This window comes from Blastopirellula marina DSM 3645 (assembly GCF_000153105.1).
GTDB classification, from domain to species: domain Bacteria; phylum Planctomycetota; class Planctomycetia; order Pirellulales; family Pirellulaceae; genus Blastopirellula; species Blastopirellula marina.
In genome coordinates, this window is record NZ_CH672376.1 from 2,411,817 (window position 1) to 2,437,975 (window position 26,159).

The 26,159-nt window shown below is 57.9% G+C and carries 24 protein-coding genes; 15 read left to right on the forward strand and 9 right to left on the reverse strand.

What is annotated here, in order from left to right; translation table 11 throughout:
- Positions 1-157 precede the first annotated feature (157 nt).
- Both DSM3645_RS31315 and DSM3645_RS11750 read right to left on the reverse strand, forming a co-directional pair.
- The gene (locus DSM3645_RS31315) at positions 158-307 is read right to left on the reverse strand and encodes a hypothetical protein (RefSeq protein WP_237564805.1); all 150 of its coding nucleotides are present in this window, start codon (positions 305-307) and stop codon (positions 158-160) included.
- On the reverse strand, positions 301-1,914 hold the full coding sequence (locus DSM3645_RS11750) for a SulP family inorganic anion transporter (protein ID WP_002652393.1): 1,614 nt from the start codon (positions 1,912-1,914) through the stop codon (positions 301-303). Before DSM3645_RS11750 ends, DSM3645_RS31315 begins: the two co-directional genes overlap by 7 nt.
- A gap of 531 nt (positions 1,915-2,445) precedes the next feature.
- Between DSM3645_RS11750 and rpmB the strand changes: the two genes are divergently transcribed.
- The 9 genes from rpmB (at position 2,446) to DSM3645_RS11795 (ending at position 11,254) form a co-directional block, all read left to right on the forward strand.
- Positions 2,446-2,724, forward strand: a complete 279-nt coding sequence (rpmB, locus tag DSM3645_RS11755; protein ID WP_002652394.1) for a 50S ribosomal protein L28 — start codon at positions 2,446-2,448, stop codon at positions 2,722-2,724.
- 41 nt (positions 2,725-2,765) lie between these two features.
- Positions 2,766-3,056, forward strand: coding sequence for an Asp-tRNA(Asn)/Glu-tRNA(Gln) amidotransferase subunit GatC (gene gatC, locus DSM3645_RS11760; RefSeq protein WP_002652395.1), 291 nt, complete (start codon positions 2,766-2,768; stop codon positions 3,054-3,056).
- 126 nt (positions 3,057-3,182) lie between these two features.
- On the forward strand, positions 3,183-4,724 hold the full coding sequence (gene gatA / locus DSM3645_RS11765) for an Asp-tRNA(Asn)/Glu-tRNA(Gln) amidotransferase subunit GatA (protein ID WP_002652396.1): 1,542 nt from the start codon (positions 3,183-3,185) through the stop codon (positions 4,722-4,724).
- Positions 4,721-6,193 (forward strand): Asp-tRNA(Asn)/Glu-tRNA(Gln) amidotransferase subunit GatB, encoded by a 1,473-nt coding sequence (gene gatB / locus DSM3645_RS11770; protein ID WP_002652397.1) that lies wholly within the window; start codon positions 4,721-4,723, stop codon positions 6,191-6,193. Before gatA ends, gatB begins: the two co-directional genes overlap by 4 nt.
- Before the next feature lie 9 nt (positions 6,194-6,202).
- Entirely contained in the window at positions 6,203-6,991 is a 789-nt protein-coding gene (locus DSM3645_RS11775) for an SAM hydrolase/SAM-dependent halogenase family protein (RefSeq protein ID WP_002652398.1), read from the forward strand.
- A gap of 115 nt (positions 6,992-7,106) precedes the next feature.
- Positions 7,107-7,394, forward strand: coding sequence for an SAM hydroxide adenosyltransferase (locus DSM3645_RS11780; RefSeq protein WP_002652399.1), 288 nt, complete (start codon positions 7,107-7,109; stop codon positions 7,392-7,394).
- 102 nt (positions 7,395-7,496) lie between these two features.
- Positions 7,497-8,858 carry an adenosylmethionine--8-amino-7-oxononanoate transaminase gene (bioA, locus tag DSM3645_RS11785; protein ID WP_002652400.1) on the forward strand — a complete coding sequence of 454 codons (1,362 nt, stop codon included), beginning with the start codon at positions 7,497-7,499 and terminating at the stop codon, positions 8,856-8,858.
- 145 nt (positions 8,859-9,003) lie between these two features.
- A complete protein-coding gene (gene mqnE / locus DSM3645_RS11790) occupies positions 9,004-10,158 on the forward strand; it encodes an aminofutalosine synthase MqnE (protein ID WP_002652401.1) in 1,155 nt (384 codons plus the stop codon).
- A gap of 268 nt (positions 10,159-10,426) precedes the next feature.
- On the forward strand, positions 10,427-11,254 hold the full coding sequence (locus DSM3645_RS11795) for an alpha/beta hydrolase (protein ID WP_002652402.1): 828 nt from the start codon (positions 10,427-10,429) through the stop codon (positions 11,252-11,254).
- On the opposite strand, the gene DSM3645_RS11800 is transcribed toward DSM3645_RS11795, so the two are convergent.
- Both DSM3645_RS11800 and recG read right to left on the reverse strand, forming a co-directional pair.
- Complete coding sequence (locus DSM3645_RS11800; RefSeq protein ID WP_002652403.1) at positions 11,251-11,517, reverse strand: hypothetical protein; 267 nt, start codon at positions 11,515-11,517, stop codon at positions 11,251-11,253. The two genes, DSM3645_RS11795 and DSM3645_RS11800, sit on opposite strands and share 4 nt — an antisense overlap.
- A gap of 90 nt (positions 11,518-11,607) precedes the next feature.
- A complete protein-coding gene (gene recG, locus DSM3645_RS11805; RefSeq protein ID WP_002652404.1) occupies positions 11,608-13,701 on the reverse strand; it encodes an ATP-dependent DNA helicase RecG in 2,094 nt (697 codons plus the stop codon).
- On the opposite strand from recG, the gene DSM3645_RS30445 reads away from it, so the two are divergent.
- The 3 genes from DSM3645_RS30445 (at position 13,700) to DSM3645_RS11820 (ending at position 15,665) form a co-directional block, all read left to right on the forward strand.
- Positions 13,700-13,864, forward strand: a complete 165-nt coding sequence (locus DSM3645_RS30445; RefSeq protein WP_002652405.1) for a hypothetical protein — start codon at positions 13,700-13,702, stop codon at positions 13,862-13,864. The two genes, recG and DSM3645_RS30445, sit on opposite strands and share 2 nt — an antisense overlap.
- Positions 13,865-14,286: 422 nt before the next feature.
- Positions 14,287-15,303, forward strand: a complete 1,017-nt coding sequence (locus DSM3645_RS11815; protein ID WP_002652407.1) for a DUF1559 family PulG-like putative transporter — start codon at positions 14,287-14,289, stop codon at positions 15,301-15,303.
- A 53-nt stretch (positions 15,304-15,356) separates the two neighbouring features.
- Positions 15,357-15,665 carry a hypothetical protein gene (locus DSM3645_RS11820; RefSeq protein WP_002652408.1) on the forward strand — a complete coding sequence of 103 codons (309 nt, stop codon included), beginning with the start codon at positions 15,357-15,359 and terminating at the stop codon, positions 15,663-15,665.
- Between the two features lie 94 nt (positions 15,666-15,759).
- Here DSM3645_RS11820 and rnhA read toward each other — a convergent pair whose 3' ends face one another.
- The 3 genes from rnhA to priA form a co-directional block, all read right to left on the reverse strand.
- Entirely contained in the window at positions 15,760-16,218 is a 459-nt protein-coding gene (rnhA, locus tag DSM3645_RS11825) for a ribonuclease HI (RefSeq protein WP_002652409.1), read from the reverse strand.
- 64 nt (positions 16,219-16,282) lie between these two features.
- Positions 16,283-18,193 carry a sensor histidine kinase gene (locus DSM3645_RS11830; protein WP_002652410.1) on the reverse strand — a complete coding sequence of 637 codons (1,911 nt, stop codon included), beginning with the start codon at positions 18,191-18,193 and terminating at the stop codon, positions 16,283-16,285.
- 110 nt (positions 18,194-18,303) lie between these two features.
- Positions 18,304-20,661 carry a replication restart helicase PriA gene (priA, locus tag DSM3645_RS11835; RefSeq protein WP_131282475.1) on the reverse strand — a complete coding sequence of 786 codons (2,358 nt, stop codon included), beginning with the start codon at positions 20,659-20,661 and terminating at the stop codon, positions 18,304-18,306.
- A 38-nt stretch (positions 20,662-20,699) separates the two neighbouring features.
- Here priA and nadD point away from each other — a divergent pair, with 38 nt between their 5' ends.
- Positions 20,700-21,320, forward strand: coding sequence for a nicotinate-nucleotide adenylyltransferase (gene nadD, locus DSM3645_RS11840; protein ID WP_002652412.1), 621 nt, complete (start codon positions 20,700-20,702; stop codon positions 21,318-21,320).
- 62 nt (positions 21,321-21,382) lie between these two features.
- Here nadD and DSM3645_RS11845 read toward each other — a convergent pair whose 3' ends face one another.
- Entirely contained in the window at positions 21,383-21,646 is a 264-nt protein-coding gene (locus DSM3645_RS11845; RefSeq protein WP_002652413.1) for a hypothetical protein, read from the reverse strand.
- A 330-nt stretch (positions 21,647-21,976) separates the two neighbouring features.
- Here DSM3645_RS11845 and DSM3645_RS11850 point away from each other — a divergent pair, with 330 nt between their 5' ends.
- Positions 21,977-22,693 carry a sensor histidine kinase gene (locus tag DSM3645_RS11850; RefSeq protein ID WP_116344484.1) on the forward strand — a complete coding sequence of 239 codons (717 nt, stop codon included), beginning with the start codon at positions 21,977-21,979 and terminating at the stop codon, positions 22,691-22,693.
- Between the two features lie 302 nt (positions 22,694-22,995).
- Entirely contained in the window at positions 22,996-23,997 is a 1,002-nt protein-coding gene (gene aroF / locus DSM3645_RS11855) for a 3-deoxy-7-phosphoheptulonate synthase (protein ID WP_261339715.1), read from the forward strand.
- 17 nt (positions 23,998-24,014) lie between these two features.
- Here aroF and DSM3645_RS11860 read toward each other — a convergent pair whose 3' ends face one another.
- Positions 24,015-26,141: a hypothetical protein gene (locus tag DSM3645_RS11860; protein ID WP_002652417.1), complete on the reverse strand. Its 2,127-nt coding sequence runs from the start codon at positions 26,139-26,141 to the stop codon at positions 24,015-24,017.
- Positions 26,142-26,159 lie beyond the last annotated feature (18 nt).

Below are 26,159 nucleotides of genomic sequence, written 5' to 3' on the forward strand. Positions count from 1 at the left end.
GTGGTCGAAGCGGGAGCGAATGGGGACTATTTGTTCAGATTGCTGAAATGAATTCTAGCCCGTTCCTGACTCTCTTGAGTCAACACCGGATGGCGCAGCATCTTGTTGCTAAAGCAACCCAACCAGTTCTGGGCGAACTGGCCGGGCCACCCAAGTCTTACGTCGTCACGTCGTCTTTCGACTTTTCGATCTTCAAGATTCGTTCGGTCGTCACGTGGTACTGCGGTTCTTCGGCGTGGTTGACCGTGACGATCGCGTGGGCCCGGTCGAGCATCTGGCGGCACTCAGGGCTCAGGTGGGTCAACACCAGATGTTTCCCTGTTGCTCGTACTTCTCGGTCAGGCCGGTGATTGCTTCTAGGCCCGATTGGTCATAGACCCGCGTGTAGTAGAAGTCGATCACGACATCGTCTGGATCGTTCTCGGGATCGAACAGCTTTTTGAAGCTGCTGACCGAAGCGAAGAAGAGCGGTCCATGCAACTGATAGACTTTGCCCCCCAGTTCGTTGACCTTGATGTCGGCGCCGATGTTCTTAGAGTGTTGCCAGGCGAAAACAAGCGCCGAGACGATCACGCCCAAGATCACCGCCGTCGCCAGATCGTGCATCACGGCCGTGTAGCCGGCGACGACCAGCATCACGAAATAATCGCTGATCGGCACTTTGCCGAACGTTTGGATCGACGCCCACTCGAACGTGCCGATGACGACCATGAACATCACGCCCACGAGCGCGGCCATCGGGATCATCTCGATCCAAGGGGCCAAAAACAGCACGAACGCCAGCAGGCAAACCGCCGCCGTGATCCCTGACAATCGCCCGCGACCGCCAGAGTTCACGTTAATCAGCGACTGCCCGATCATCGCACAACCGCCCATGCCGCCAAACAGGCCGCAGACGACGTTGGCGATCCCCTGCCCTACGCACTCGCGATTGCCGCTGCCTTGCGTCTCGGTGATTTCGTCGACCAGCGAAAGCGTCATCAATGATTCGATCAAGCCGACCGCCGCCAAAACCAACGAATAAGGCAAGATGATCCAGAGCGTCGCCAAAGTGAGCGGCGGCAACATATACTGCAAAAAGAAGAGCTGCGGCAGGCCGCCTGAGAGGCCGGTCGTTTCTGGCGTGACGCTCGCGATCGCCGCGGCGACTTCCGGCGTGAGTTCGGCGTCGGCGACGACGACCGCCGGTCCATGCCCGTCGGTCGGTTCACCACCGCGAGCGGCGTCGGCCGCTTTTGATTTCGCGTTGGTCACCAGCATGTCGCCGACCGTCATCACGACATGATCTTGATTTTTCGCCGCCAGCGACGTGTCGAGCGTTTGATTGAGCACGACCGAAGCGATGGTCACCAAGAGCAGCGCGGCGAGCGAGGATGGAATCGCTCGGGTGAACTTCGGCAGCAGCCAGATGATCGCCATCGTCAGCGCCGTCAGCGCCAGCATGATCCAAAGGACCGGGCCGCGCAGATAAGTCAGAACGCCGAGGTCATTGATCGTTTGAAAACTGCCGAACTGGGCCATGCCGATCACGATCGCCAGGCCGTTCACAAAACCGAGCATGACCGAATGCGGCACCATCCGGATCAATACGCCCAAGCGGGTTAGTCCGAAGGCGATCTGCAAAATTCCGCACAAAATAACGGCGGGAAAGAGATATTCAATCCCATGCATCGCGACCAGCGAAACGACGATCACCGCCATCGCTCCGGTGGCTCCAGAGATCATCCCCGGCCGGCCGCCAAAGATTGCAGTCAGCAGACCCAGGAAGAAAGCGGAGTAGAGCCCGATCACCGGTGAGACCCCAGCGACGAAGGCGAACGCAACCGCTTCCGGCACCAGCGCCAGCGCGACGGTTAGCCCCGAGAGGATGTCGTTTTTGAAGTTTTGTTGCTGCGATTGGAAAAAATGAAGCATCGGTATTGTTTTATGGGTTGTGGGGCAAAGGAAGGCGGAATCGAACCGGGGCGAAAAGTCGGTCGACTTTCGTCCCTCAGGATCGGATCGACCTGGAGCGCTGCCGGTAGAGGATCGACGCGGACCAGCGTGCTACGGCGGAGAGAACCGTGCAGAGGGAATCAAAAATTGGTCAGCGTGGCTGGGCGTCATAGTTGTGTCAGGCTACTTGGCTGATCGACGACTCGCAAGGTGGAAAATAAGTGCTGCGGAAAATTAATTTCCGTTGATTTTGTTAAGCGGGTGTTAGCGGGGGAGTTGTTTCCTCTGTGCCCCCGTTTGCACGCATGCCAGCTGAAAAGCTTGGTCGGTGGATGGCCGCAGAAGATGGGGTCAGGTCCCCCTATGGCAGCGACGTGGCGACCTGACTCCATCTTCTGTCCCCTTTTTCCGGCATGCGGATCGCGTTCGCCGGTTGCTGTCTACCCGCGAATTGCTATATTGGCGGTTTCCGCGCCAGTACAAGATCTATGTAGTCAGGATGAAACGGCTATGGCCAAGACATGTGAAATCTGCGGCAAGGGTCCGCAGGTCGGCAATCAAGTGACCCTCCGTGGTAAAGCGAAGTACCTCGGCGGCGTTGGTACGAAAATCACGGGCATCACGCGCCGTAAATTCAAGCCGAACTTGCAGATTGTCAAAGCGGTGAAGCCGAGCGGCGAGCACAAATCGATGCAGGTTTGCACCCAGTGCATCCGCAGCGGCCGTGTGAAGAAGGTCGTTCGTCACAAGCCGTTCAAGTTGCCGTCTGAAGAAAAAGCGGCGAAGTAGGTACGGTTGTTTCCCTGAAGCTCGGACGCTGGAGATTTGCGATGAGCCTTTCTCAAGACGACGTCAAAAAAGTGTCGCTATTGTCGCGGCTGCTTCTCACTGAGGAGGAGTTGACGACGATGACCGAGCAGATGAGTGATATCGTCGGCTATGTCGAGCAACTGAATGAGCTCGATACGACCGACGTCGAACCGATGGCCCACGCGGTCGAACAGTTCAACGTGTTCGCCGCCGATGAGCGTGCGCCTTCCCTCTCTCGCGACGAGGCGCTGGCGAACGCTCCCAAGCGGGACGACGAATGTTTTCGCGTCCCTGCCGTATTGGGCGAATAGTTTCGCGAACCGTCGTACACTTGGCGACATGGCGCTGCAGCGGTATCGTGTGGGCAGTGTTTCTTGACGCTTAAGCACGTTGTATCTTGACGCTCCACCACCCAACTTGCGGACTCCGGGGAACTGATGTCTTTGATCCACGCCTCCGCCGCACAACTGCTGACGCAGCTTGAGTCGGGCGAGATTACCTCGGTCGAACTGACCAAGGCCTGCCTGGCCCAGATCGATGTCGCCGACAAACAAGTTGGCGCCTTTCTGAAGGTCATGAGCGAGTCTGCTTTGGAGCAAGCCGAAAGCGTCGACACGCGGCGCAAAAAAGGAGAAAAGCTGGGTCGTCTGGCCGGGGTTCCGGTGGCGATCAAAGATCTGCTTTGCACCAAAGGGGAAACGACCACGTGTGCGTCGAAAATGCTGGAGAACTTCGTTCCTCCGTATGACGCCACGGTGATCGCGAAGCTGAAAGCGGCCGACGCCGTTTTGATCGGCAAGACAAACATGGACGAGTTCGCGATGGGCGGCTCGACCGAAAACTCGGCTCTCGGCGTGACCCGTAATCCGTGGGATTTGAAGTGCGTGCCCGGCGGATCAAGCGGCGGTGCAGCCGCTTGTTTGGCCGCTTCGATGGCGCCGCTGTCGATCGGTACCGACACCGGCGGTTCGATTCGCCAGCCGGCTTCGTTCTGCGGCGTGGTCGGATTGAAACCGACCTACGGCGTGGTTAGCCGATTTGGCCTGATCGCGTTCGCCAGCAGTCTCGACCAGATTGGTCCGATGGCCCGCACCGCCGAAGACGCCGCCATTTTGCTAGAAGCGATCGCCGGTTATGACCCGCACGATTCGACCTCGGCCAATGTGAAAACGCCTGCCTACTCGCAGTCGGTCAAACAGCCGCTCAAAGGTTTGCGGCTGGGCGTGGTGAAAGAACACTTTGGCGATGGGCTCGACAGCGAAGTCGAACAAGCGACTCGCGAAGCGATCAATGTCTACAAGTCGCTAGGCGCGACGGTGACCGACGTTTCGCTCCCCCACAGCAAGTACGGCATCGCCGTCTATTACATCATCGCTCCGAGCGAAGCTTCGAGTAACCTGGCTCGCTTTGACGGCGCTCACTATGGGCATCGAACCAACGAAGCGGCGATGCTCGAGCAACTCGCCCAAGAACGAGCCGCGCTCGAAGCGGCTGGCGACGAAGTCGGCCTGGCGAAACTCGATACGTCGCTTGTTCGCATGTATCGCCAAAGCCGAGCCGAGGGCTTCGGACCGGAAGTCAAACGCCGCATCATGCTGGGGACTTACACGCTGAGCGCCGGCTACTACGACGCCTATTATTTGAAGGCGCTGAAGGTTCGCCGCTTGATCCGGCAAGACTATGACGCGGCGTTCAAGGATGTCGATCTGGTCATCGGACCGACGGCGCCAACGCCGTCATTCGCCGCCGGAACCAAGACCGACGATCCGTTGTCGATGTATCTGGGCGACTTGTATACCGTGACCGCCAACCTGGCGGGGATCGGCGGAATTTCGATTCCGTGCGGCTTCTCGAAGGCGGGCCTGCCGATTGGCTTGCAACTGCAAGGTCCGCCGCTGGCCGAAGAGCGTCTGCTGCAAGCGGCCCATATGTTTCAAACTGCGACCGACTGGCACCAGCGGAGACCGGAACTGTCATGAGCGAGTCGCTTTACGAAATTGTCATCGGACTCGAAGTCCACGTTCAGCTGGCGACGCAGACCAAGCTGTTCTGTCGCTGCAGCACGCAATACGGTGCGCCGCCCAACACGCAGACCTGCCCGGTTTGCTTGGCGATGCCTGGTTCGCTGCCGGTGATGAATCGCACCGCGTTTCAGCTGGGACTGAAGACCGCGTGTGCGCTCAACTTGCAGATTCCCAACTTTACGAAGTGGGATCGCAAAAACTACTACTACCCCGACTTGCCGAAGGGCTACCAGATCAGCCAGTACGATTTGCCGATGTCGCAAGACGGCTTTTTGCTGATCACCGATCCGAAGGGGCAGTTTGAGCCGCGTAAGGTCGGCATCATCCGCGCTCACCTGGAAGAAGACGCCGGCAAGAGCATGCATGACGAAGCGGCCGGCAAAGCTGATAGCCGTATCGACCTGAACCGCACTGGTACGCCGCTGCTGGAGATCGTCAGCGAGCCGGACATGCGTTCGCCGCTGGAAGCGAAGGCCTATCTGACCGAGCTGAAGTTGATTCTTGAGTATCTCGGCGTTTCGGACTGCAACATGCAGGAAGGATCGCTTCGCGTTGACGCCAACGTCAATCTGCATCTGCAGACGCCGGAAGGCAAAGTGGCGACGCCGATCGTCGAGATCAAAAACATGAACAGCTTCCGCGCCGTCGAGCGCGCGATCGCCTTTGAAGCGGAACGTCAGTACGAAGTCTGGCTGGAAACGAAGCAAAAGATCGGCGACGTCGCGAAGCAGACCCGCGGTTGGGACGATCAGGCCCAAGTCACGCGCGCCCAGCGTTACAAAGAAGAATCGAGCGACTATCGCTACTTCCCAGAGCCGGACTTGGCGCCGGTCACCACGACCGATGAAGAGATCGCCGCTGTGAAAGCGGAATTGGGCGAACTGCCGCGGCAGATTCGTGATCGTCTCGAAGCGCAGTACAAGATTCCCGCGTACGACGCTGACGTGATCGTCAACCAGGGTCAGACCACGGTCAACTACTACGAAACCCTCGCCAAGAACTCAGGCGACGGCAAATTGGCCAGCAACTGGGTGCAGCAGGAAGTGTTGCGCGTGCTGAAAGAGCGTTCGCTCGAGATCGACGCGTTTCCGATTTCGACCGAGCGCCTGGCCGAACTTGTCAAAGCGGTCGCCGGCAAAGAGATTGACGGCACGCGGGCCAAGGATGTCTTTGCCGAGATGCTCGACTCGGGCAAGTCGGCGCCGGAAGTGATGAAGGAAATGGGCATCGAAAAGGTCGACGACTCCGAACTCGAAAACCTTTGCCGCGAACTGCTCGAAGCGAATCCCAAGGTATTGGCCGACCTCAAAGAGGGAACGCACAAAGCGGTTGGCGCTTTGATCGGTCAGGCGAAAAAGAAAAATCCCAATATCGATCCCGGCACATTCCGTCAGATGTGCATCGATATGTCCGCCAAAATGTAGAAGTCTGCGATGGCCGCCTCGGGGATCATCACGCTGCTGACCGACTTCGGCGCTGACAGTCCCTACGTCGCCGAAATGAAGGGAGCGATCCTCTCGGTCTTTCGCCGTGCGACGATCATCGATTTGACCCATAGCGTCGCGCCCCAAAATATTCGGCACGGCGCCTATCTGTTGGACCGAACCTATCGCAGCTTTCCGTATGGCGCCGTCCATGTCGGCGTCGTCGATCCCGGCGTTGGCAGTCAGCGGAAGATCATCGCGGCCGAGATCGAAGGGCAAATGTTTGTCTTGCCCGACAATGGGCTGTTGTCGGTGGTCGCCGCGTCGCGCAAAACTTCGCAACTTCGCGAAGTTGCCAATCCCCGGCTATGGCGCAGCAACGTTTCCGCGACCTTTCATGGACGGGATGTAATGGGGCCGGTCGCCGCCTATCTAGCCGCAGGAGGAGATTTTGCCGAAGTTGGGCCAACGCTTGGCGCAATGACACGCTTGGATTTTCCAACGGTTTCGCACAGCGACGGCACTATTCGCGGAGAGGTGCTTTACGCCGATTCGCTGGGCAACTTGGTGACCAATCTCACCAAGGGCGATCTTGCGGATCACGCGATTTCGTCGATCTCCATCGATGAACGGGATGTCGGGTCGCTTGCGTCGACCTATAGTGAGCGGAGCATCGGCTCTTCGATCGCATTGTGGGGGTCGAGCGGGCAGCTGGAGATCTCCATCGTCGGCGGTAATGCGGCCACTTGGATGGGGGGGGGATTTGCCGGTAGGATCACAATTGAAGTTAAGAGTTGACTGGTCTTCACTTTAGGTGCAGGCAAGACGCTTGGCGAAATAGCGCAATCTGGCTAGAATCGCCGCTGACGCTCTTCATGTGAAATCCTTTCTCCCTTCATCTGAGGCCCGACCTGTGGCGGCGAAACTAGTCGGCAGCATCACCGCAATCTCGGAATCCGGCGACCTCATCAGCGACATCTCGCATGACCAGTTAGCCGATGCGCCGCGAGATGAAAAGACGACCATCACCTGCGATGAACATCGTACGCTAGGGATCTATCCGGCCGATCATCAGCAACCCGAGATGACCTACGTCGCGGTCATGGGAGGAAGCGGCTTTCTCGAACTTTGCATCGTCGGCGAAAGCGCCGCAGCGTTTCTCGGCATTCGCCCCGGCGCGAAAGTTGAGATTTCCTGGTAACCTGCGGAGCGTCGGGTGATCGTTACGAAGACGCGGTAAGAGCATGGCGCTGGCCGTGGCGCCTGGCTACTGAACTTTGAAACTCACTCTCTTGCGATCGTGATGAATTTAACTCACCAGCAGCTGCGCGACTGGGACCGTTCGGCCCATTGGCATTCGTTCACGCAGATGGCCGAATACGAGCCGCTGATAATCGAGCGCGGCGAAGGCTGCATGTTGTACGACATCGATGGCAACGCCTACCTCGACGGGGTGAGCAGCCTGTGGTGCAACACCTTCGGCCATCGCCACCCCAAGATAGACCAAGCGATTCGCGATCAGCTGGACAAAGTGGCGCACGTCACCAATCTGGGGTGCTCCAGCGTTCCAGCGGTTGAGTTGACCAAGCGAATTGTCGATCTGACGCCGGGTGAATTAAACCACGTCTTCTACGCGTGCGATGGTTCGTCGGCGGTCGAAGTGGCGCTGAAGATGGCGTTTCAATATTGGCGACAGCGCGACGATCCGCGGCCGAAGAAGACAAGCTACATCGCGTTTCACGAAGCGTACCACGGCGACACGTTGGGCGCCGTTAGCGTGGGCGGGGTCGAGATGTTTCACGACATGTTCCGCCCCCTGCTCTTCTCGGTCCATCGGTTGCCATCGCCGGATCGTGATCATCTGCCGGCTGGGGTCACGTCCGAAACGGCTTGCCGCTACTATCTCGATCAGCTAGAAGCGGTGCTGAAAGAGCATCACGAGACGATCGCCGCTTTGGTGATTGAGCCGCTGGTGCAAGGCGCCGCCGGCATGTTGATGCAGCCAGAGGGCTACTTGCGCGGTCTGCGTGAGTTGACGACCAAGTATGACGTGTTGCTGATCTTTGATGAGATCGCCGTCGGCATGGGACGAACCGGCACGATGTTCGCATGTCAGCAAGAAGCGGTGACGCCCGATTTTCTCTGTTTGGGCAAAGGACTGACCGGCGGTTATTTGCCGCTCAGCGTCACGGTGGCGACGACCGAAGTTTGGAACGCTTTTTTGGGCGCCTATGCCGAGCGGAAGACTTTCTTCCATGGGCACACGTTCAGCGGCAACCCACTGTTGTGCGCGGCGGCGCTGGCGACGCTTGATATTTTTGCAGAAGAAAAGATCCTGGATCAATTGCCGGCGAAGATCGCGCATCTCGAAATGCGGTTGGCCGAACTGATCGACCATCCCCATGTCGCTTCGGTGCGGCAATGCGGTCTGATCGCGGGAGTCGAACTGGTTGCTGATAAGGAAAGCGGCCAGGCGTATCCCTGGACCGAGCGGCGTGGTTGGCGGGCCTGTCGACATGCGACCCAAAACGGCGTCTGGCTCCGTCCCCTGGGGAATGTGATCGTGATCATGCCGCCGCTTTCGATCACTTTGGCCGAGATTGACCGCATTTGCGACGCCGCAAAAGCGGGAATCGGCCATGCGGTCGCCCCTTGCGGGGAGTGACGGTTCGTTAGAACATAAAGGATTGGTTGCATTCGCTGCGGCAGTGCGGTTCTGACAATAGCTGATGCGGAGCCAGAAATTGGGACCTGCCCCCATTTTCTGATCATTGATTGATTCTGGATTTGAAGTAGGAAGCTGTACTCCCATGACTGCACCTGGCCGAATTTCGCTCGATACGATCGCCAAAAAAGTCGAAAACGGTGATCGGCTCACGTTGGACGAAGGGGTTTACCTCTATCAGGACGACGTGCCGCTGAACGATGTCGCCGCGTTGGCCAATCTCGTCCGCGAGCGGAAGAACGGCAATTTCGCCTACTACAACATCAACACGCACCTGAACGCGACCAACATCTGCGTCTATCGGTGCAATTTTTGCGCGTTTCGGGCCGACCTGCGCGACCCCCGCGGTTACGCGATGAGCGACGAGCAAATCATTGCCCGCGGCCAGGAAGCGGTCGACAACGGTTGCACCGAGATGCACATCGTCGGCGGTTTGCATCATCAGAAGAAGTACGAGTGGTACGTTAACGTGCTGCGTCTGCTGCATGACGCTTTTCCGACGTTACACCTGAAGGGTTGGACGGCGGTCGAGATCAACTGGTTTGAGTTCTTGACGAAGAAGTCAGTGGAAGAAGTGCTGACCGATTTGCTCGATGCCGGCCTCGGCAGCATGCCCGGCGGCGGCGCCGAAATCTTCCATCGTGAAGTCCGGGATCAAATCTGCGAACACAAAGCGAACTCGAACAAATGGTTCGAGGTTCATAGCACCGCGCACAAGATGGGCATTCGCACCAATGCGACCATGCTATACGGCCATATCGAAAATGCGTTTCACCGGATCGACCATCTAATTCGGCTGCGTGAATTGCAAGACCAGACCGGCGGATTCCAGACGTTCATTCCGCTCGCGTTCCATCCCGACAATACCGAACTGGCCGCGCTGCGAAATTTGAAAAAGCCGTCGGTGGTGATGGACCTGCGGACGATGGCGATCTCGCGACTGATGCTCGATAACTTCGACCACATCAAAGCCTACTGGATCATGCTCGGCATCGAGACCGCCCAGACCGCGCTCGCGTATGGCGCCGATGATCTCGACGGCACGGTTCGGCACGAGCTGATCTATCACGACGCCGGTGCGACGACGCCTGAGGTCTTGTCGGTCGACGACATTCGTCGCCTGATCGTCGAAACGGGGCGCGAGCCGATCGAGCGAGACACGCTCTATCGTCGCGTCGAGCGTGACGGCGATAACCCATCCGCTTGGACGGTGGGCGAACAAGTTGCCGTCGGCAGCTAGACAGCCTGCAGAAATCGAATCGCGGCGCACTCTTGAACGCCGCGTCACGGCAGTCGACAATGGGACTCTCCCATATCGCCAGATTCTTCGTCGCCCGTTGCGCACGTTTTGAACGGGTGCGATTTATTCGAACCGATTGGACACTAGCCCGCAGCGCCAGCGAGGGAATTCGGTTGGCGATGCTAACTCGGAGCGAAGTGGCGAGCCGCATTTCCCTTACTCGCGCTTCGGGCTATGAAGACAAAACTCTTGCCGAAAGACCGATCTAATGCGATTCTGTTACGCCGCTTCCCTTGCGCTGACTCTGTTGGTTTCTTCCGCTTGGCAAACGTCCGTCGTCGCCGCCGAGTATCAGACCGAAAGCGATATTCCATATCGCGAGGGGGAGACGCTTACCGACTACGAGCAGGAACGCTGCAAGCTCGACGTTTATTACCCGGCCGACACAAAGAACTTCACAACCGTCGTCTGGTTTCATGGAGGCGGATTGACCGGTGGTCGCAAATCGGTTCCCAAGGGACTGCAGAACAAAGGGTTCGCGGTGGTGACGGTCAATTATCGACTGAGCCCCCAGGTGAAGGCGCCAGCCTACATCGAAGACGCGGCGGCGGCGGTCGCTTGGACATTTAAAAACATCCAGCGATTTGGCGGCGATCCGAACAAGATCTTCGTCAGCGGCTCGTCGGCAGGCGGCTATCTCACCAGCATCGTCGGGCTCGATAAACGTTGGTTGGCCGCGCATGAGATTGACGCCAACAAGATCGCCGGACTTGCTCCGTTAAGCGGACACGCATTCACCCACTTTACAATCCGGGGCGAACGGGGCATCGGCCCGAATCAAGCGATTATCGATGAGCTTGCTCCGGCGTATCATGCTCGCCAAGACGCACCGCCGATGATTTTGGTCACCGGCGATCGCGAGCTTGACATGCTAGGACGCTACGAAGAGAACGCCTATCTCTGGCGCATGATGAAAGGTTTGGGAAACAAACAGGTCGAACTGTACGAAATGGGTGGGTTCGACCACGGCGGCACGGTCGATCCCGGCTGCCAGTTGGTGGTTAAATTTGTGAAGAAGTACTCGGCCGACGACTAGAATCTCAAATAGAGCAAGTAACCCAGATAGGCCGAAGCGGCGATCACGACCGAGCCAAACAGACGCGGTCGTCGCAGTACGAATTGATCAATGTCGACACGTTGATCCAATACGGCCCACCAACGATCGGTATCTACCCAGCTGCCGCTGATACCTGCCAGACGTTGGAAACAGCTGGGACATACTACGGCTACGATTCCGGCGACGGCGGAAAGGCCAAGCAACGAAACCAGCAGCGAGAAAGTGGGCAGCGAAAAGTCCATGGTCGGTTGGCTCCAAATTGACCAGAAGGCGGGCTACTTGGGGAAATCTACCTCGAAAACCTTCTGTGGGCAAAATCCGGGCGGGGAGATTTACGCGATATCGCCGATTTCTAACGATTTTCCGTAGCGAATGAAGACCATTCGCCGCAGCTTTTCCCACTTGGCGTCGGCCAGCGCCGGATCGGCGGCGATAATCGACCGCGCGTCGGCTCGAGCTTTTTCGAGCAGGTCGCCGTCGCGCTGCAGATCGGCGATCCGCAGCGGCGGCATCCCATGCTGTTTGAAACCGAACAGGTCGCCGGGGCCGCGGAGACGAAAGTCGAGTTCCGCCAATTCAAAGCCGTCGTTCGATTTGGCGAGCGCTTCCAGGCGTTCGCGAGAATGATCGGTCTTCGGGTCGGCGAAGATGCAGAGGAAGCCAGCGTGACTACCGCGACTGATCCGACCGCGCAGCTGATGCAACTGGGCCAATCCGAAGCGTTCGCCCCCTTCGATCGTCATAACGACGGCGTTAGGAACGTCGACGCCCACTTCGATTACCGAAGTGGAGACGAGCGCTTGAATCTCACCTGCGCGAAACTTGCGCATCGTCTCTTCTTTGTCTTCGGCGCTCATCCGGCCATGCAAAAGCCCGAGCCGAAACTCCTCGAGCTCGCCGTTGGACAAGGTCTCCAGCAATTGCTCGGCGCTGGCGCTGTCGGCCGATGACGATTCGTCGACCAATGGCGCGACGACGTAGCCTTGTCGTCCTTCACGCAGCTTTTTGCGAAAGAACTTCCACCACTTTTCCCGCTCTTCCTCGGTTCCGATGTAGGTATGAACCGGTTGTCGTCCAGGGGGAGCTTCACGAATCGAAGAGACGTCGAGATCACCAAACAGCGACATCGCGATCGTCCGCGGAATCGGCGTCGCGGTCATCACCAGGTAATGCGGATCGAGACCGGCGCCGCGCAATTGCCCACGCTGTTTGACGCCAAACTTGTGCTGTTCGTCGATGACGACCAGCCCCAATTTATGGAATTCGATTTCGCTGGCGATGATCGCTTGGGTTCCGACCAAAAGTTGCACTTCGCCGGCGGCAAGTTGCGCGAGCAGCTCACGGCGTTGTTTTTCGGTCAGCGTGCCGGTCAACAGGCCCACGTTCACTTTCGCTTTGGCCAGCAGTTTGCCCAGCGTGCGTACATGTTGCCGGGCCAAGACTTCAGTCGGCGCCATCAGCGCCGCTTGAGCGCCAGCGGCGACGGCGGCCAGCATCGCATACAGCGCGACAATCGTCTTGCCGGAACCGACGTCTCCCTGCAACAGGCGATTCATCGGCACGTCGAGCGCCAGGTCTCTGGTGACTTCGGCGACCGCCTGGTTTTGCGCTTCGGTCAACTCAAAGGGGATCAGGCGGCGGATCCGTTCGTCGATGCGGCCATCAATCGGGATCGACATCGAATGCCGGTTCGACGTTAATTGATATCGCCGCACCGCCAAAGCAAGTTGCAAGACAAGCAGCTCTTGATAGATAAAACGCCGCTGCGCCGCGGCTCGCGCGTCGTGATCATCGGGAGCATGGATCTGCAAGATCGCGTCATGCACCGGCATTAGGCCATGCTCGTCCAGAAACGTTTGCGGCAGCACTTCTTCGATCTCTTTGCGATAATCTTCGACCGCATGATGGACCAGCCGCCGCATCGCACCTTGGCGGATTCCTTCGGTCAACGAATAGACCGGGAGAATCTTGCCGCCGATTTCTTCCTGTTCATCTTCCAGTACTTCAGCGATCGGATGGGCCATTTCCCAGCGGAGCCCATTGAGGGTTGGTTTGCCGGACATCAATACGCGGCGACCTTCGCTGAAACGGCGCCGCAAAAAAGGTTGATTGAACCAGATTGCCCGCAGATATTGCTCGTCGCTGCGAATCAAAACGCCTAGCACGGATCGTCCAGGGGCGGTGTTGCGAAGCGAGATCTCTTCGACCGTGCCGATCACGCTGGCAATTTCGTCTTCGACCAGTTGCGCGATCGGAATCACGTCGCGGACATCTTGGTAGTCACGCGGGAAGAAAAAGAGGAGATCGAGCGCCGTAAAAATATTGAGCTTCGCCAGCTTCTCGGCGCGCTGCGGTCCGACTCCCTTCAGAAACTGCACGGGAGTACGGAGACGTTCGAGCGATGGATTGACGCTGGGAGACGACATGCTCGCCATTTTAGCGAGAGATTCGTGGGATGCGACGGGCATTGGATGTCGGCGCCGCGTCGCCCATGTCGAACGCCAGGTCGAGAAACTTGCTCAGCAAAGCGAACCGGTCGCAGGGCTCACTCTTGTGGTTGGGACGATCAAAAATCAGATCCTCGCATGAGATGCGAAGCCGGCTCGCTTCTGGGAGCGCGTCTCGCACTTTGGGCGGGGGTATTTCCCCATTTGTCGGGGGACGTTTTGCAGGATTCGCGCCGCGGGTATTGCTTAGGAATCGGGCAGTTTCTCAATAGTTTTTTGAACAGTGATGGACGTTTGGCTCCCATCCACTCATGAAATAAGTTGGACGCAAATTATATCTTAAGTTGCAGTATTCGCGGATATTGCGAAATGTCACACATTGTGATCGCGTTAGTGGTGTTCATCACTCTGTTGCCGCTTGGCGAAACTCTCATGCATTACCAGAGCGTGATGAGGTAATTGGTGCAATCCGATGCTTGGCATGCGATTTGTGCTTCATGCTTTCTCCGCAGTCTATTCCTGTCTAATTATCCCCCCATTTGTCGCTATTTAGTTGGAGCCGCTATGCGTCGCACAAAGTCTTGTTCTGGTTTCACCCTTGTCGAACTGCTGGTGGTGATCGCGATCATCGGCGTCTTGATCGCACTGCTGTTGCCGGCGGTTCAAATGGCGCGTGAAGCCGCGCGCCGGATGTCTTGCACCAACAACCAGAAGCAGTTGGGGTTGGCGCTGCACAACTACCACGACACGTTTTTGACCTTTCCGCGGTACAACCAAAAAGGAGAAGTCTCGGGCGCTTCGACTTCCTATTCCTGCGGCCCGCACGTAAAGATGTTGCCGTTTATCGAACAAACTGCCGTGTACGATCAAATCAAGACGGCGACGGGGAACTTCTACCAAAATGCGAGTAACGCGGAATCCTTGATTCAGAACAACCGAATTTCCGGATTTGTTTGTCCTTCGGACGGCGTCTTTCCGGACTCGACGCGAGAAGGCAATTGCAACTATCCGTTTTCGGCAGGATCGAATATCGGATGGACGATTTCGCAAACGTTGCAGAACGGCGTTTTCAATTTCGACAGCGAGAACAACTTCGCGGCGATCACCGACGGGACGACGAACACGATCATGGTCGGCGAGCACCTGACGGGAGATGCGAATGACACGATCTACCGAGTCGTGTCCGACGTTGTCCGGGGACTTTCGTGGTCAGGGAACGAATCGACGTCGCAGGGAGCAATCACTCAAGCCACGCTCGACGCCGCAGGTTCCGCGTGCGAAGGCAACAAATCGAACCATAGCAGCTACTCCGCATTGCGTTGGAACCGAGGCACTTTTGAGTATGTGATGTTCAACACGATGGCGACGCCCAACTGGAAGTATCCCAGTTGTATGACCTCTAGCAGCACTAGTAATCACGGCAGCTCGTCCGGAATTTATGCGGCTCGCAGTCGCCACCCCGGCGGCGTGAACGTCACGCTAGCGGACGGTTCGGTCCGCTTTCTGACCGATACGATTAATTTGCAGACGTACCACGCGATGGGAAGCCGCAACGGAGGAGAAGTGGCGCAACTGCCTTAGGGATGGTTGCTGCTGATTCAACTCTTGTTCTATTTCAGTTAAGGAAGCGCAGTATGTCTCGATTGTTTCGTTCTATCGGTTTGTTGTTATTGGTGGGTTGTCTGCTGGGCTGCGGCATGTCGGGGGACGGAGCGGTAAGGGTTGTTCCGCCAGCCCCGGATGCGAAGGAAACGCTTCAGCAGATTGCTACAAGCGGGAATCTAAAAGCCGTCAAGCAGCGGCTCTATGAAGAAATCGATGGAATGCGCGAGGCCAGGCCGCAACAGGCCGAAGAGTTGATGGCCGATTTTAAGCAACTGTCGGCCGAGAAAGATCCGGCGGCCATCAAAGCCAAAGCCCAAGAGATGGCGGACAAGTTGTAAGTCGCTAAGGTCCGCCAGGTCCGTAGGGTCCGCTATGCGGACCATTGGAATCTCTAGCGATTCTCGGTCCGCATAGCGGACCCTACAGCTACAGCTACTTAAACTTCTGGCATGCTTCGACCGCAAGCTCGTCACAGCGTTCATTCTCGGGATGTCCGCTGTGACCGGCGACGCGGGTATATTTGACTTGGTGCTTCAGCAACAGTTCGTCCAGCTTGCGCCAAAGTTCTTCATTCTTCACCGGCTTCCAGGCTTTGCCTTCTTTGCGCCGCCAGCCGTTTTGTTTCCATTTCGGCATCCACTCCGACATTCCTTTGCCGACGTAGACGCTGTCGGTAAACAACTCGACGCGACACGGACGATTGAGCGTGCCGAGCCCTTCGATCACCGCTTGCAACTCCATGCGGTTGTTGGTCGAGACTTCTTCGCCGCCGGAACCTTCCAACTCTTTGCCGGTGCCGTGATGACGCAGGATAAACGCCCAACCGCCGGGGCCGGGATTGCCGCTGCAAGCGCCATCGGTGAACAGGGAGACTTCGGGCTCGAACGGCATAGGGCAGTCGCTAAGCAGAGGGTGAACGAACTAACGACGTGCAATCGCAGGCATGTGCGATCGGCTACGACAAGCTTCGCTGAGAAGGAGCGGCGGCGGCGTCTGTGGTCGAATTGCCGTTAGGCGAAGTTGGTCCGTTGATGCGGGGAAACTCGCCGCTCGATTTACTCAGATCGTTAAGCTTACTGCGAAATGTCGATTGCGAAAGGTCGGGTCCTTCGTCCGCGATCCAAGGAATGCGAATCGTGAAGGTGCTGCCAGAGCCGAGTTGGCTTTCCATCTCGATCGATCCGTCGAGCAGCTTACAGATTTCCATGACGATCGAAAGTCCGAGTCCGGTGCCGGAGAACTCTCGCGTCAGCGAGTCGTTGCGGGGCGAAACGGCGCCTTGGCGGAATTTCTCGAAAATGATCTCGCGATCTTCTTCGGCGATGCCGACGCCGGTGTCTTCCACCGCCAGCTTCATCATGTCCGCTTCACGCGAGACGCGACAAGTGATGCGGCCCCCTTCTGGAGTAAACTTGATCGCGTTGGAGAGCAGATTGGTCAATATCTGCTGCAGCTTCGTTTGATCCTGGAACATCGGCTCGCCTCCGTCATGCACGTCGCACTCGAGGTCGAGATTCTTTTCTTCGATCAATGAACGAACCATGTCGCAGTTGGCGCGCACGACCGCCGCGACTGAAAACTCGCTGGGGCGAACCTCCATGCGTCCGCTTTCAATCTTCGCCAGATCAAGAATATCGTTGATCATGTCCAGCAGCAGGCGTCCTGACTTTTGAATGTTTTGCACGTAGCGTTTTTGTTTGTCGTTCAGACTGTCGATGTCGCTAAGCACGTCAGAAAAGCCGAGGATACTGTTGAGCGGCGTGCGCAGCTCATGACTCATGTTCGCCAAAAAGTCGCTTTTGACGCGGTTCATTTCGTACAACTGCACGTTGACGCGGGCCAGCTCGTCAACCTTGTTATCGAGATCGTCGTTGGCCAGGTGCAATTGATTTTGCGCATCAATCAAGTGGCGCAGCATTTTGTTGAACGACGCGGCGAGATCTTCAAACTCGTCGTTGGTGCGGATGTCTGCACGGACCGACGTATTGCCGCTGGTCACTTGTTCGCTCACCTCACGCAAGTGATTAAGCGGCTTGACGATCACATATTTGACAATCAGGTAGAGCGCCGCCATCGACAGGGCTACCGTGATAATGCCGGTCGCCACAAGGAACGCAAAGTTCTTATTCAGCGCCAGTTGCGTTACGTCATCTGGTTTGGTGATTTTGACGACGGTGAACGGCAGGCGATCTTCGGTCGCCGGTTGCCCCGCCGGAAACGCAGCCGCAACATCGTTGTTATGACAGAGCGTGCACGAATACTTCCAATAGATCGGCTGGTAGTAAACGTAGGTTTTGCTGCTGTCGTTGTACGAAGAACGCGAGACCGGCGAATATTCGATCAAGTTTTTGTCATCGGTCTGCGGTTTGAACTTCACCCACTCTTCGTCGACGACCTTCGTTTCCAGCTCGGGAGTCGCTAAAAAGCGTTGCAAGATTTCTTTGTCGCGAGTCTCTTGCTCGTACTGCAGTTCGGCCAGCGTTTGATATTCTTCCTCGTTGGCAGGCAGCGAGATTTTTTCCTCTTTGTTCAGCGTCCGCGCCAAAGCCCGGGCCTCAGGATCACGAACGAGGATTTCCCAGTCGTAGTCAATGTACTCCAGCTCCAAACCGGTCTCGGCGACATAGGCGTCGTAGCCGGGCTGCGACGTCTTCTCGTTGCTTTGCCAGTGAATCTTCAGCAGGACCGCATCGACCAGCAAACGGCCGGTCGCTTCGTTCTTTTCGTGCACCAATTGTTCGGTCGATTGGCCGTACCAGGTGAAGCTGCCCATGATGAGCAACAGCAAGCAAGTCCCGAACAGAAAGCGGCACTTTCGCTCGAGATTGGTTTCGCCGAGAACGCGTTTTAGCGAGCGGTAAGACATGCTCTGCCGAAAAAGATACGGAAATTTAGGGTACTCGTAAGCATTCTAGAGGTTTGGACCGCTCGGAGCCAGACAGATTCGCACCCCCGGAAGTACTGGTCTGGCGCGATTTACATCATATCGACCGGGTCGACATCGATGGTCCAGATCACCTCGTCCGGCGATTTCGTCTTCACGGCGACCATCTGCACCGCCTTGCGCAGCTTCTCGCCGTCGAGTGATTTCAGCAGCAGATGAAAGCGATATTGGCCCCGCAGTTTTTCAATCGGCGCGGCCGCGGGACCTTGCAAATGCAGCTCCAGTTCTAGTTGAATCGCGACCTTTTGCAGCTGTTTGGCGAACTCATCCAGAAACGCTTCAGGGGCCGCCGCGGTCTCGCCCCGAGCGACCAGGCGAACCATCTTGGCGAACGGGCTGAACAGGAATTTCTCGCGAAAAGGAAGCTCGCGGCCCGCGAAGAGGGTGTAATCGTGCCGCGCCGCCGCTTCAATCGCCGGGTGATCAGGGCTGAGCGTTTGCACCAAGACTTGGCCACCCTTGTGCCCACGACCGGTTCGCCCGGCGACCTGGGTGATCAGCTGGAACGTTCGTTCGCCGGCCCGCACGTCGGGAAAGTGCAAAGCCGTATCGGCGTTGATCACTCCGACCAAGGTGACATTGGGAAAATCGAGTCCTTTGGCGATCATCTGCGTGCCGACCAAGATCTTCGCGTCGCCGCAGCGGAAACGCTCAAGCGCCGCTTCGTGCGAACCTGGCTTTTTCATCGTGTCGCTATCCATCCGCAGACACTCGACACCTGGAAAACGGGCTTTGACTTCCGCTTCCAGCTTTTGCGTTCCATAGCCGAAAAAGTGAATTCCGGTAAAACCGCATGACGGACAGCTCTTGGGCGCCGCTTGGCGATAGTCGCAGTAATGACAAATCGCCATGTTGTCGGCCAAGTGGTGCGTCAGCGCGATTTCGCACTCAGGGCAAACTACTTTTTCGCCGCACGCAGGACATTGAATGTGGGTCGCATAGCCGCGACGATTGAGGAGCAAAATCATCTGACCGTCTTCTTCAATCGTCCGCCGCATCGCTTGATACAGGGGGCGACTGATTGCGCCACGGCCGATGCTTTTTCGATCGACCCGCAGATCGACCGTCTTCACGTCGGGCAGCGGATAGTTATTCACTCGGCGCGGCATCGAAACCAGCGTGATCGCGCCGGTTTGCGTTTGCCGCCAACTTTCGAGCGAAGGAGTCGCTGACCCGAGGATGAGCGGCGCGTTTTCACTTTCCGCCCGCCAGGCGGCGACATCCCGTGCATGATAGCGGGGGGACGAGTCTTGCTTGAACGATGAGTCGTGCTCTTCGTCCAAGATGATCATTCCCAGACGCGGCGTGGGGGCGAAGATCGCGCTGCGAGCGCCGACCACCACCGGAATATGACCGCTGGCGATCCGTTTCCACTGCCAATGCCGCTCGACGTCGTTCATGTGGCTGTGCAGCAGCGCAATTTGGCTAAAGCGGGCCCGAAATCGCTGCTTGGTTTGCGGCGTCAAACTGATCTCCGGCACCAGCACGATCGCCTGTTTGCCGGCGGCGACGACACGATCAATCGCTTGCAAATAGACCTCGGTCTTGCCGCTGCCGGTCACGCCGTGTAGCAGCACCGTTTGATGTCGCTCTTCGTCGACGGCGTGCAAGATAGTTTTCAGGGCCGCGGCTTGATCTTCGTTCAACTGTTTCGAGGGCTCGGCTTCGGCCGGCGTGTCATCAAAGTGGGCGAAGCTGACGCGGCGGACTTCGACGTGGACCAGTTTTTTCTTTCGCAGCGCCATGATCGGCGCTAGCGTGCAGCCGGCGGCTTGCGCTAGTTCTGGAGGAGTGAACGCTTTGCCCGCGGCGGCCAAGATGGTCAGCGCGGCATGTTGCTTGGGGGGCAATTTGAGCGTCGCTAGTTGCATCGCCGTTTCCCGCGGCACCGTCAGCAGCGTTACTTCGCGCGTACCGGCGTTTCCGCGGACCGCTGCGGGGACGACCGCTTCTAATACCTGACCCCATGGGCAAAGATAATATTCGGCCATCCAACGCGTCAGCCCCAGCATGGTGCGACTGAGGAGCGTGACGTCGTCGACCACTTCATGGATCGACTTCAATTTGTTGGGCAGGACCTGTTTGGCGCCAACTTCAACGCAGTATCCTTGCACCAAGCGATCGCCGCGACCAAAAGGGACGCGCATGCGACGACCGGCGACGGCGACGGGCGCCAGATTTTCTGGCACCAGATAGTCGAACGGTTGCTGCGGCCCGGTCGAGAAGACGATCTTGGCGACGACGTGCGAAACAAGGTCGTCGACTTCCCAGGGCGCCGGCGCGGTGTTGAATAGGTCTTGTTGCTTCACGAGCGATGGTGGGTGCAGATCAGCGCTTGGATGGTCGACGCGGAAGTGGGGAGTTACATTGAATTGTAACGACTTCTGCACTGCGTCCGGCGGCGATCTAGAAAAAGCGAAAGAGTTCAATGCGTCTGGGAATCTTTGGAGGCTCGTTTTCGCCGGTTCATTTTGGCCATTTGCTGTTGGCCGAATATGCACGAGAGCAGCTTTCGCTAGACGAAGTTTGGTTCACGCCGGCCGCGATTCCTCCGCACAAGCTCGACCAGCAATTGGCCGCCGACGCCGATCGAGTTGCAATGTTGCAACTCGCGATCGCCGGAAACGAAGCGTTTAGCGTCTGTCCGCTGGAACTGGAACGCGGTGGGGTTAGCTTCACCGTCGACACGCTGGCCGAGATCCGCAAGCGGTGGCCGCAGGCAGAGCTGTTTCTGTTGATCGGCGGCGACACGCTGGCCGAATTCTCGACCTGGCGCAGTCCAGAGAAAGTTTGTCAGCTGGCGGCGCCAGCAGTGATGCGACGTCCTGGTTCGCCGGAACCCGATTGGAGCGTCTTGGCGCCCTATTGCTCGGCCGAGCGCCTGGCTGTTTTTGCCGGCAATCTGGTTGATGTGCCGGGAATTGGACTCAGCAGCACCGAAATCCGCCGCCGCTGCGCCGCCGGCGAGACGATCCGCTATCAGCTTCCCCGCTCGGTCGAAATGTACATTCAGACCAAGCGGCTGTTCGGTTTTGCGGGACTGCCGTAGAAAAATTCGGGCGCCATTGCCACGGCGTTGCGTGGTAAGGATTGTGCGCGAAAAAATGTCGTCTAAGCGGCTCGTCTCGTGCGGCTCGTGAGCGATTGCAGCGACGCCGGCAGCGGGATTGTCGCGAGCGCTTCATCTTGGGCGATCGCATCCAAGACTTGCATCAGTTGTTCGTGCGAATCGAGCGAGAGATCCAGGAAGATCCATTTTTTGCCGGCGACTTCGCAGCTTCCGCCGCCGCTGCCGTCGAGCCATTCGCGGCGGACTTGATACCCCAGTTGCTCGGCGGCGGTAACAGCTTGTTCCAGCAAATCGAGCGTATGCATGCGCAGAATCCTTTGCGACATTGGGGGATCTGTATCGGGGGCGCCGATTGTAGCGGGTTCGGTTTGAGTCGCGAAGAGGAAAACGACGATACGTTCATATGCGGTAAAACTCCATTTCCCATGACTTTAAGAGACGCCGACAGGGAAGATTCGGCAGCTTTGTGAAGTCCAGCAGGGTGGGAAGTTTCTAGAAGGAAAGGCAGGACGCGCGTGTCAAGGAAGACGTCGGCGGACACAGATTCCCCCAACCAGCCATCGCTCGAAGAGCAAGTCGAAACGCTCAAACGGCGTCTGGCTGAAGCCCAAAAGTTCACCGCACTTGGTGAACTGATGAGCTCCACTACACACGAATTCAACAATGTCCTGACATCGGTCATCAACTACGCCCAGATGGGGCTGCGCCATCAGGACGAAGCGACCCGCAATCGCTGCTTTGACAAAATTCTGGCCGCCGGCCAGCGGGCCGCAAAGATCACCACCGGCGTGTTGGGCCTGGCCAAAAACCGCAGTGATCGTCGCGAACCGACCGATCTGACGCCGCTGGTCAAAGACGCGATCATGCTGCTGGAACGGGAGATGCAAAAGTATCGCGTCGAATTGGACGTTCAGCTGGACGACGTCCCCCCTGCCCTGGCGATCGGCAATCAGATTCAACAGGTGTTGCTCAACCTGTTGATCAATGCTCGCCAAGCGATGCCCAAGGGAGGCCGTTTGGTCGTTCGCTTATCGCATGACGCCGCCGAAGGCGTTGTCAGCTTGATGGTGCGTGATAGCGGCACCGGCATCCCGGCTGATCAATTGCCAAAAATTTTCGATCCTTTCTTCTCGACGAAAAGTGGACCAGACGAAAGCGGCAAAGGAGGCACCGGGCTGGGACTTGCGACTTGCCGCGATATCATCGAGGCGCACGAGGGGAAGATCCGCGTGCAAAGCACCGTCGGCGTCGGCACGGCGTTTACGATACGGCTTCCCGCTGTGAACCCAATCGTGCCGCAGGCGGTCATCAAGCCTGCAGCCAGTGTGACTTCGTCGGCTGCAACGCGATAGTAAAGACCTGAAGCTGCGTCCCCGTTTGGACGTTTTCCTTATGATTAGCGAAGAATGCGATAGCGCCGAGCAGAACGACTTGCGTTCGCCGCTCGGACAGTCATAATGACCAACATGATCGTGCGAAACAGCTACTTTTGGCAGTCCTTTACCTACTTTACCGGTGGGCCTGGAGGAGCTGCGTAGACGCACAATCGCTAATACGAGTCACTTTCAGGCCCTGAACTTCCTTAGAAGTTCAGGGCCTTTTTCGTTTAACTACAGCGTTTTTCAATCGGAGCACCCAGGCAATGATCGTGGTAATGCAGCGTGGAGCCGGACAGGCGGAGATCGAACACATGGTAAAGCGAGTCGAGAATTTAGGACTGAAAGCGCACGTGATTGTCGGCGAGGAACGGACCGTGATCGCGGCGATCGGCGACAAACGTGAAGAGATGAAAGAATCGCTGGAAAGCGGGCCCGGCGTCGCCGCGGTGATGCCGATCCTTGCGCCTTACAAAGTTGCGAGTCGCGAGGTGAAACCAGAGTCAACGCAGGTGGTCGTCCGCGATTTAAAAGTTGGCGCCGGTTCGTTGGGCGTGATCGCCGGACCTTGTTCGGTCGAAAGTGAAGAGCAACTGATCACGACTGCCCGTGCGGTCAAAGCGGCTGGCGCGACGGCGCTGCGCGGGGGAGCGTTCAAGCCGCGCACCAGTCCTTACGCGTTCCAAGGGATGAAGGAAGAAGGACTGAAGCTGCTGGCCAACGCTCGGGAAGAAACCGGTCTGGCGATCGTGACCGAAGTGATGTCTCCCGAAGATGTCGAACTGGTCGCCAAGTACGCCGATGTGTTGCAGATCGGCGCTCGCAATATGCAGAACTATCGCTTGTTGGAAGCATGCGGCCGCGTCGACCGAGCGGTGCTGTTGAAGCGCGGACCGGCCGCGACGATTGATGAACTGCTGTTGGCGGCTGAGTACATCCTGAACGAAGGAAACCAGAACGTCATGCTGTGCGAACGAGGGATCCGCACCTTCGAGGCGCATACGCGCTTCACGTTGCCGCTGGCGACCGTTCCTTACTTGCACCAGAAGACTCACTTGCCGGTCGTGATCGATCCGAGCCACGGCACCGGGCACGCTTACCTGGTCGAAGATATGTGCGCCGCGAGCGTCGCAGTGGGCGCAGATGGCTTGATCATCGAAGTTCATCCGAAGCCGGAAGAAGCGATGAGCGACGGCTATCAATCACTGACGCTGCCGCAGTTCGCCCAAACGATGGCCAAGTGCCGCAAAGTGGCCGATGCGCTGGATATCCAGATGTAGGCCGGTAGGGTCCGGCTTTACGGCGCTCGCATTTTGGCGAGCGCCTCGGCCAGTTCCTGTTGTTGCGGCTGCGGCAAGCGAACGAGCAGATGTTTGCTCGGTTCGTCGTAGAGCAGTGCGAATTCTGGATCGTCGGCGATCGCAAGTTCGGTCTTCAAGCGATGGATCAAAGCGGCGGCTTGCGTAGGGCCGTCGGCGAGTTCGTTGATGGGATAGAGTTCGACAAAACCGTTCTGCGCGATGTCGGACTTCATCGCGATCTGCAGCGTGCGCTCGTCGATCATGCGGAAGTCCATTTCCAGCGGTTTCAGCAGCGACTCCAGCGCTTCACGCAATGTGACGTCGATCGCAAACATCGTTCCCTTGGTATCGGGATTCCAGCCTTCTCGCAGTAGCGACTCCCAGTCGATCAAGATGACTGTTCCGGTCGCATCTTCCAGTTGTTCGACAATCTCGAGCAGTTCGGCCGGTTCGGCGAAACTGAGCTGCACTTTTTTGTCGAGCATCGCCGCCGCTTGTTCGCTGCGCGGCTGCAGCTTGAATAGCTTGGCGTCGTAGCGACTCAGCGGCGATTTGCCGCGAGCGACACGCAGCTTTTCAACCGTCACCATCGCCTGAAAGATTGTTTTCGAGTCGGCCGACAACAGCAATTCCTTTTTGCCGGTGCGGCAAGTGTAGGTTCCGCCTGCGCCTTGCCACGAGGTCGGTTCGACCAGATGCGTCAGCGTATAGGCGAGTTCGGCCATCGCTTTTTCGTCCGTCGCCAGGTCGTCGGCCGGAAAGCGAATCGTGGGAGGTTTGTCGCCGGACTGTTTCAACGGCACGATCCGAATGTGATCGGCCGTTACATCGACCGACATCCGCAACGGTTCGACCGCCGCGCGGAGGAGATTTCCGGTATTGGTCCCGCTGAGGTTGATGTCAATCTTCTTGTCCCCTGCGACGTCAGCCGATTGCAGCGCCAGCGGATCGACCGAGATCGGAATCGTACTCCAGCGGATTAAGTTGCGTAAATGATCCATGAGCGGGATCTTCCGAAACTTGGCGCTGAGATACGGGTCATTCAACCGGGCGGAGATGTTGACCGTTCGCGGCGCCGGCTTTTCGACGATCGGCCCCGGCGGCAGCGGCTCATCCGATTCGGGGACTGCAGGGACAGGCTCATCCGTATCGACGATCGAATCCGACGTGGGAGCGTCGAACATCGATTCGTCAAACAACGGGAACGCTTCGCCCAACACGCCGGTGAGCGGATCGTTCGCGAACTTCATCCGCTGTTCGTCGGTCGTCTCGGGCGCTTCAACCGCGGCGTCTTCGATCGAAGGTTTGGCTCGAACCGGATCATCAAACAGGAACGGATTCTCTTGGGGTTGGGTCTCGTCGAGCGGCATCTCCACCGGATCGGCCTTGGCGACCGCCGCCTTCATCGGCATAGGATCGGCGTCTGCCGGCATGGCCGCTTCGACTGGCGCTGCTTCATCCGTCGCTTGATTCTCGACCGGCGTCTCCACGGCGATTTTCTCGTCAGGCGTCTCCGCTGCGGGCGCTGGTTTTTCGGCAGGCGACTGGGGAGCCGAGTCGACCGGCGACGTCGCGATCGGCGCATCACTCTGAGCGACTGGAGTATCGTCAAGCAAGATCGCTCTCACGACCAGCGCCATCAGCAGACCACCCACGACCACGCCGCCGCCGATCATCGCGATCAGACGATACGTCGCAAATTTTGGCGCCACGGGGATCGCGGCGGGAGTCTCGCTTGGCGAAGGCTTGGCTGCCGTCGATGAAGACTGCGGCGTCGCTTCGGCAGGCGACGGATTTTCTGGCGGCACGTCGTCCGAGAGCATCTGGGCGGCGTTGGCGAACAGCTCTTCAGAGCTCTCGGCGGGCGACGCTGCGGCGGCGGCCGGGCACGGCGCTACTGCTGGCCGGGACGTAGCGGCGGTTTTACTCGACGGCGTTTTTTTAGCGGCGTTTGACTTGGCGCTGCTCTTTGGCGGCGCTTCGGTAGGCGGTAGATGAACCGTCTTTGCGTTGGCTGCGTCCGCCGCCGATAGATCGGAAGCCGCGCCGGGCGCGATGATCTGCACCATGCTGCCGCATTTCGGACAAGGTAAAATCTGTCCGATCAACTCCGCATGTTTCACGCGGAGAGGCGCTTGGCA

Excerpts from the sequence above, each read along its gene's own strand:
- mqnE (WP_002652401.1), top strand. The coding sequence starts at position 9,004 with ATGACTGCACCTGGCCGAATTTCGCTCGATACGATCGCCAAAAAAGTC.
- nadD (WP_002652412.1), top strand. The coding sequence starts at position 20,700 with ATGCGTCTGGGAATCTTTGGAGGCTCGTTTTCGCCGGTTCATTTTGGC.
- DSM3645_RS11800 (WP_002652403.1), bottom strand. The coding sequence starts at position 11,517 with ATGGACTTTTCGCTGCCCACTTTCTCGCTGCTGGTTTCGTTGCTTGGC.
- DSM3645_RS11815 (WP_002652407.1), top strand. The coding sequence starts at position 14,287 with ATGCGTCGCACAAAGTCTTGTTCTGGTTTCACCCTTGTCGAACTGCTG.
- DSM3645_RS11750 (WP_002652393.1), bottom strand. The coding sequence starts at position 1,914 with ATGCTTCATTTTTTCCAATCGCAGCAACAAAACTTCAAAAACGACATC.
- gatA (WP_002652396.1), top strand. The coding sequence starts at position 3,183 with ATGTCTTTGATCCACGCCTCCGCCGCACAACTGCTGACGCAGCTTGAG.
- DSM3645_RS11830 (WP_002652410.1), bottom strand. The coding sequence starts at position 18,193 with ATGTCTTACCGCTCGCTAAAACGCGTTCTCGGCGAAACCAATCTCGAG.
- bioA (WP_002652400.1), top strand. The coding sequence starts at position 7,497 with ATGAATTTAACTCACCAGCAGCTGCGCGACTGGGACCGTTCGGCCCAT.
- gatB (WP_002652397.1), top strand. The coding sequence starts at position 4,721 with ATGAGCGAGTCGCTTTACGAAATTGTCATCGGACTCGAAGTCCACGTT.
- aroF (WP_261339715.1), top strand. The coding sequence starts at position 22,996 with ATGCAGCGTGGAGCCGGACAGGCGGAGATCGAACACATGGTAAAGCGA.
- DSM3645_RS11820 (WP_002652408.1), top strand. The coding sequence starts at position 15,357 with ATGTCTCGATTGTTTCGTTCTATCGGTTTGTTGTTATTGGTGGGTTGT.
- gatC (WP_002652395.1), top strand. The coding sequence starts at position 2,766 with ATGAGCCTTTCTCAAGACGACGTCAAAAAAGTGTCGCTATTGTCGCGG.
- recG (WP_002652404.1), bottom strand. The coding sequence starts at position 13,701 with ATGTCGTCTCCCAGCGTCAATCCATCGCTCGAACGTCTCCGTACTCCC.
- rpmB (WP_002652394.1), top strand. The coding sequence starts at position 2,446 with ATGGCCAAGACATGTGAAATCTGCGGCAAGGGTCCGCAGGTCGGCAAT.
- DSM3645_RS11795 (WP_002652402.1), top strand. The coding sequence starts at position 10,427 with ATGCGATTCTGTTACGCCGCTTCCCTTGCGCTGACTCTGTTGGTTTCT.
- DSM3645_RS30445 (WP_002652405.1), top strand. The coding sequence starts at position 13,700 with ATGCTCGCCATTTTAGCGAGAGATTCGTGGGATGCGACGGGCATTGGA.
- DSM3645_RS11845 (WP_002652413.1), bottom strand. The coding sequence starts at position 21,646 with ATGCATACGCTCGATTTGCTGGAACAAGCTGTTACCGCCGCCGAGCAA.
- DSM3645_RS11850 (WP_116344484.1), top strand. The coding sequence starts at position 21,977 with ATGAGCTCCACTACACACGAATTCAACAATGTCCTGACATCGGTCATC.
- rnhA (WP_002652409.1), bottom strand. The coding sequence starts at position 16,218 with ATGCCGTTCGAGCCCGAAGTCTCCCTGTTCACCGATGGCGCTTGCAGC.
- DSM3645_RS11775 (WP_002652398.1), top strand. The coding sequence starts at position 6,203 with ATGGCCGCCTCGGGGATCATCACGCTGCTGACCGACTTCGGCGCTGAC.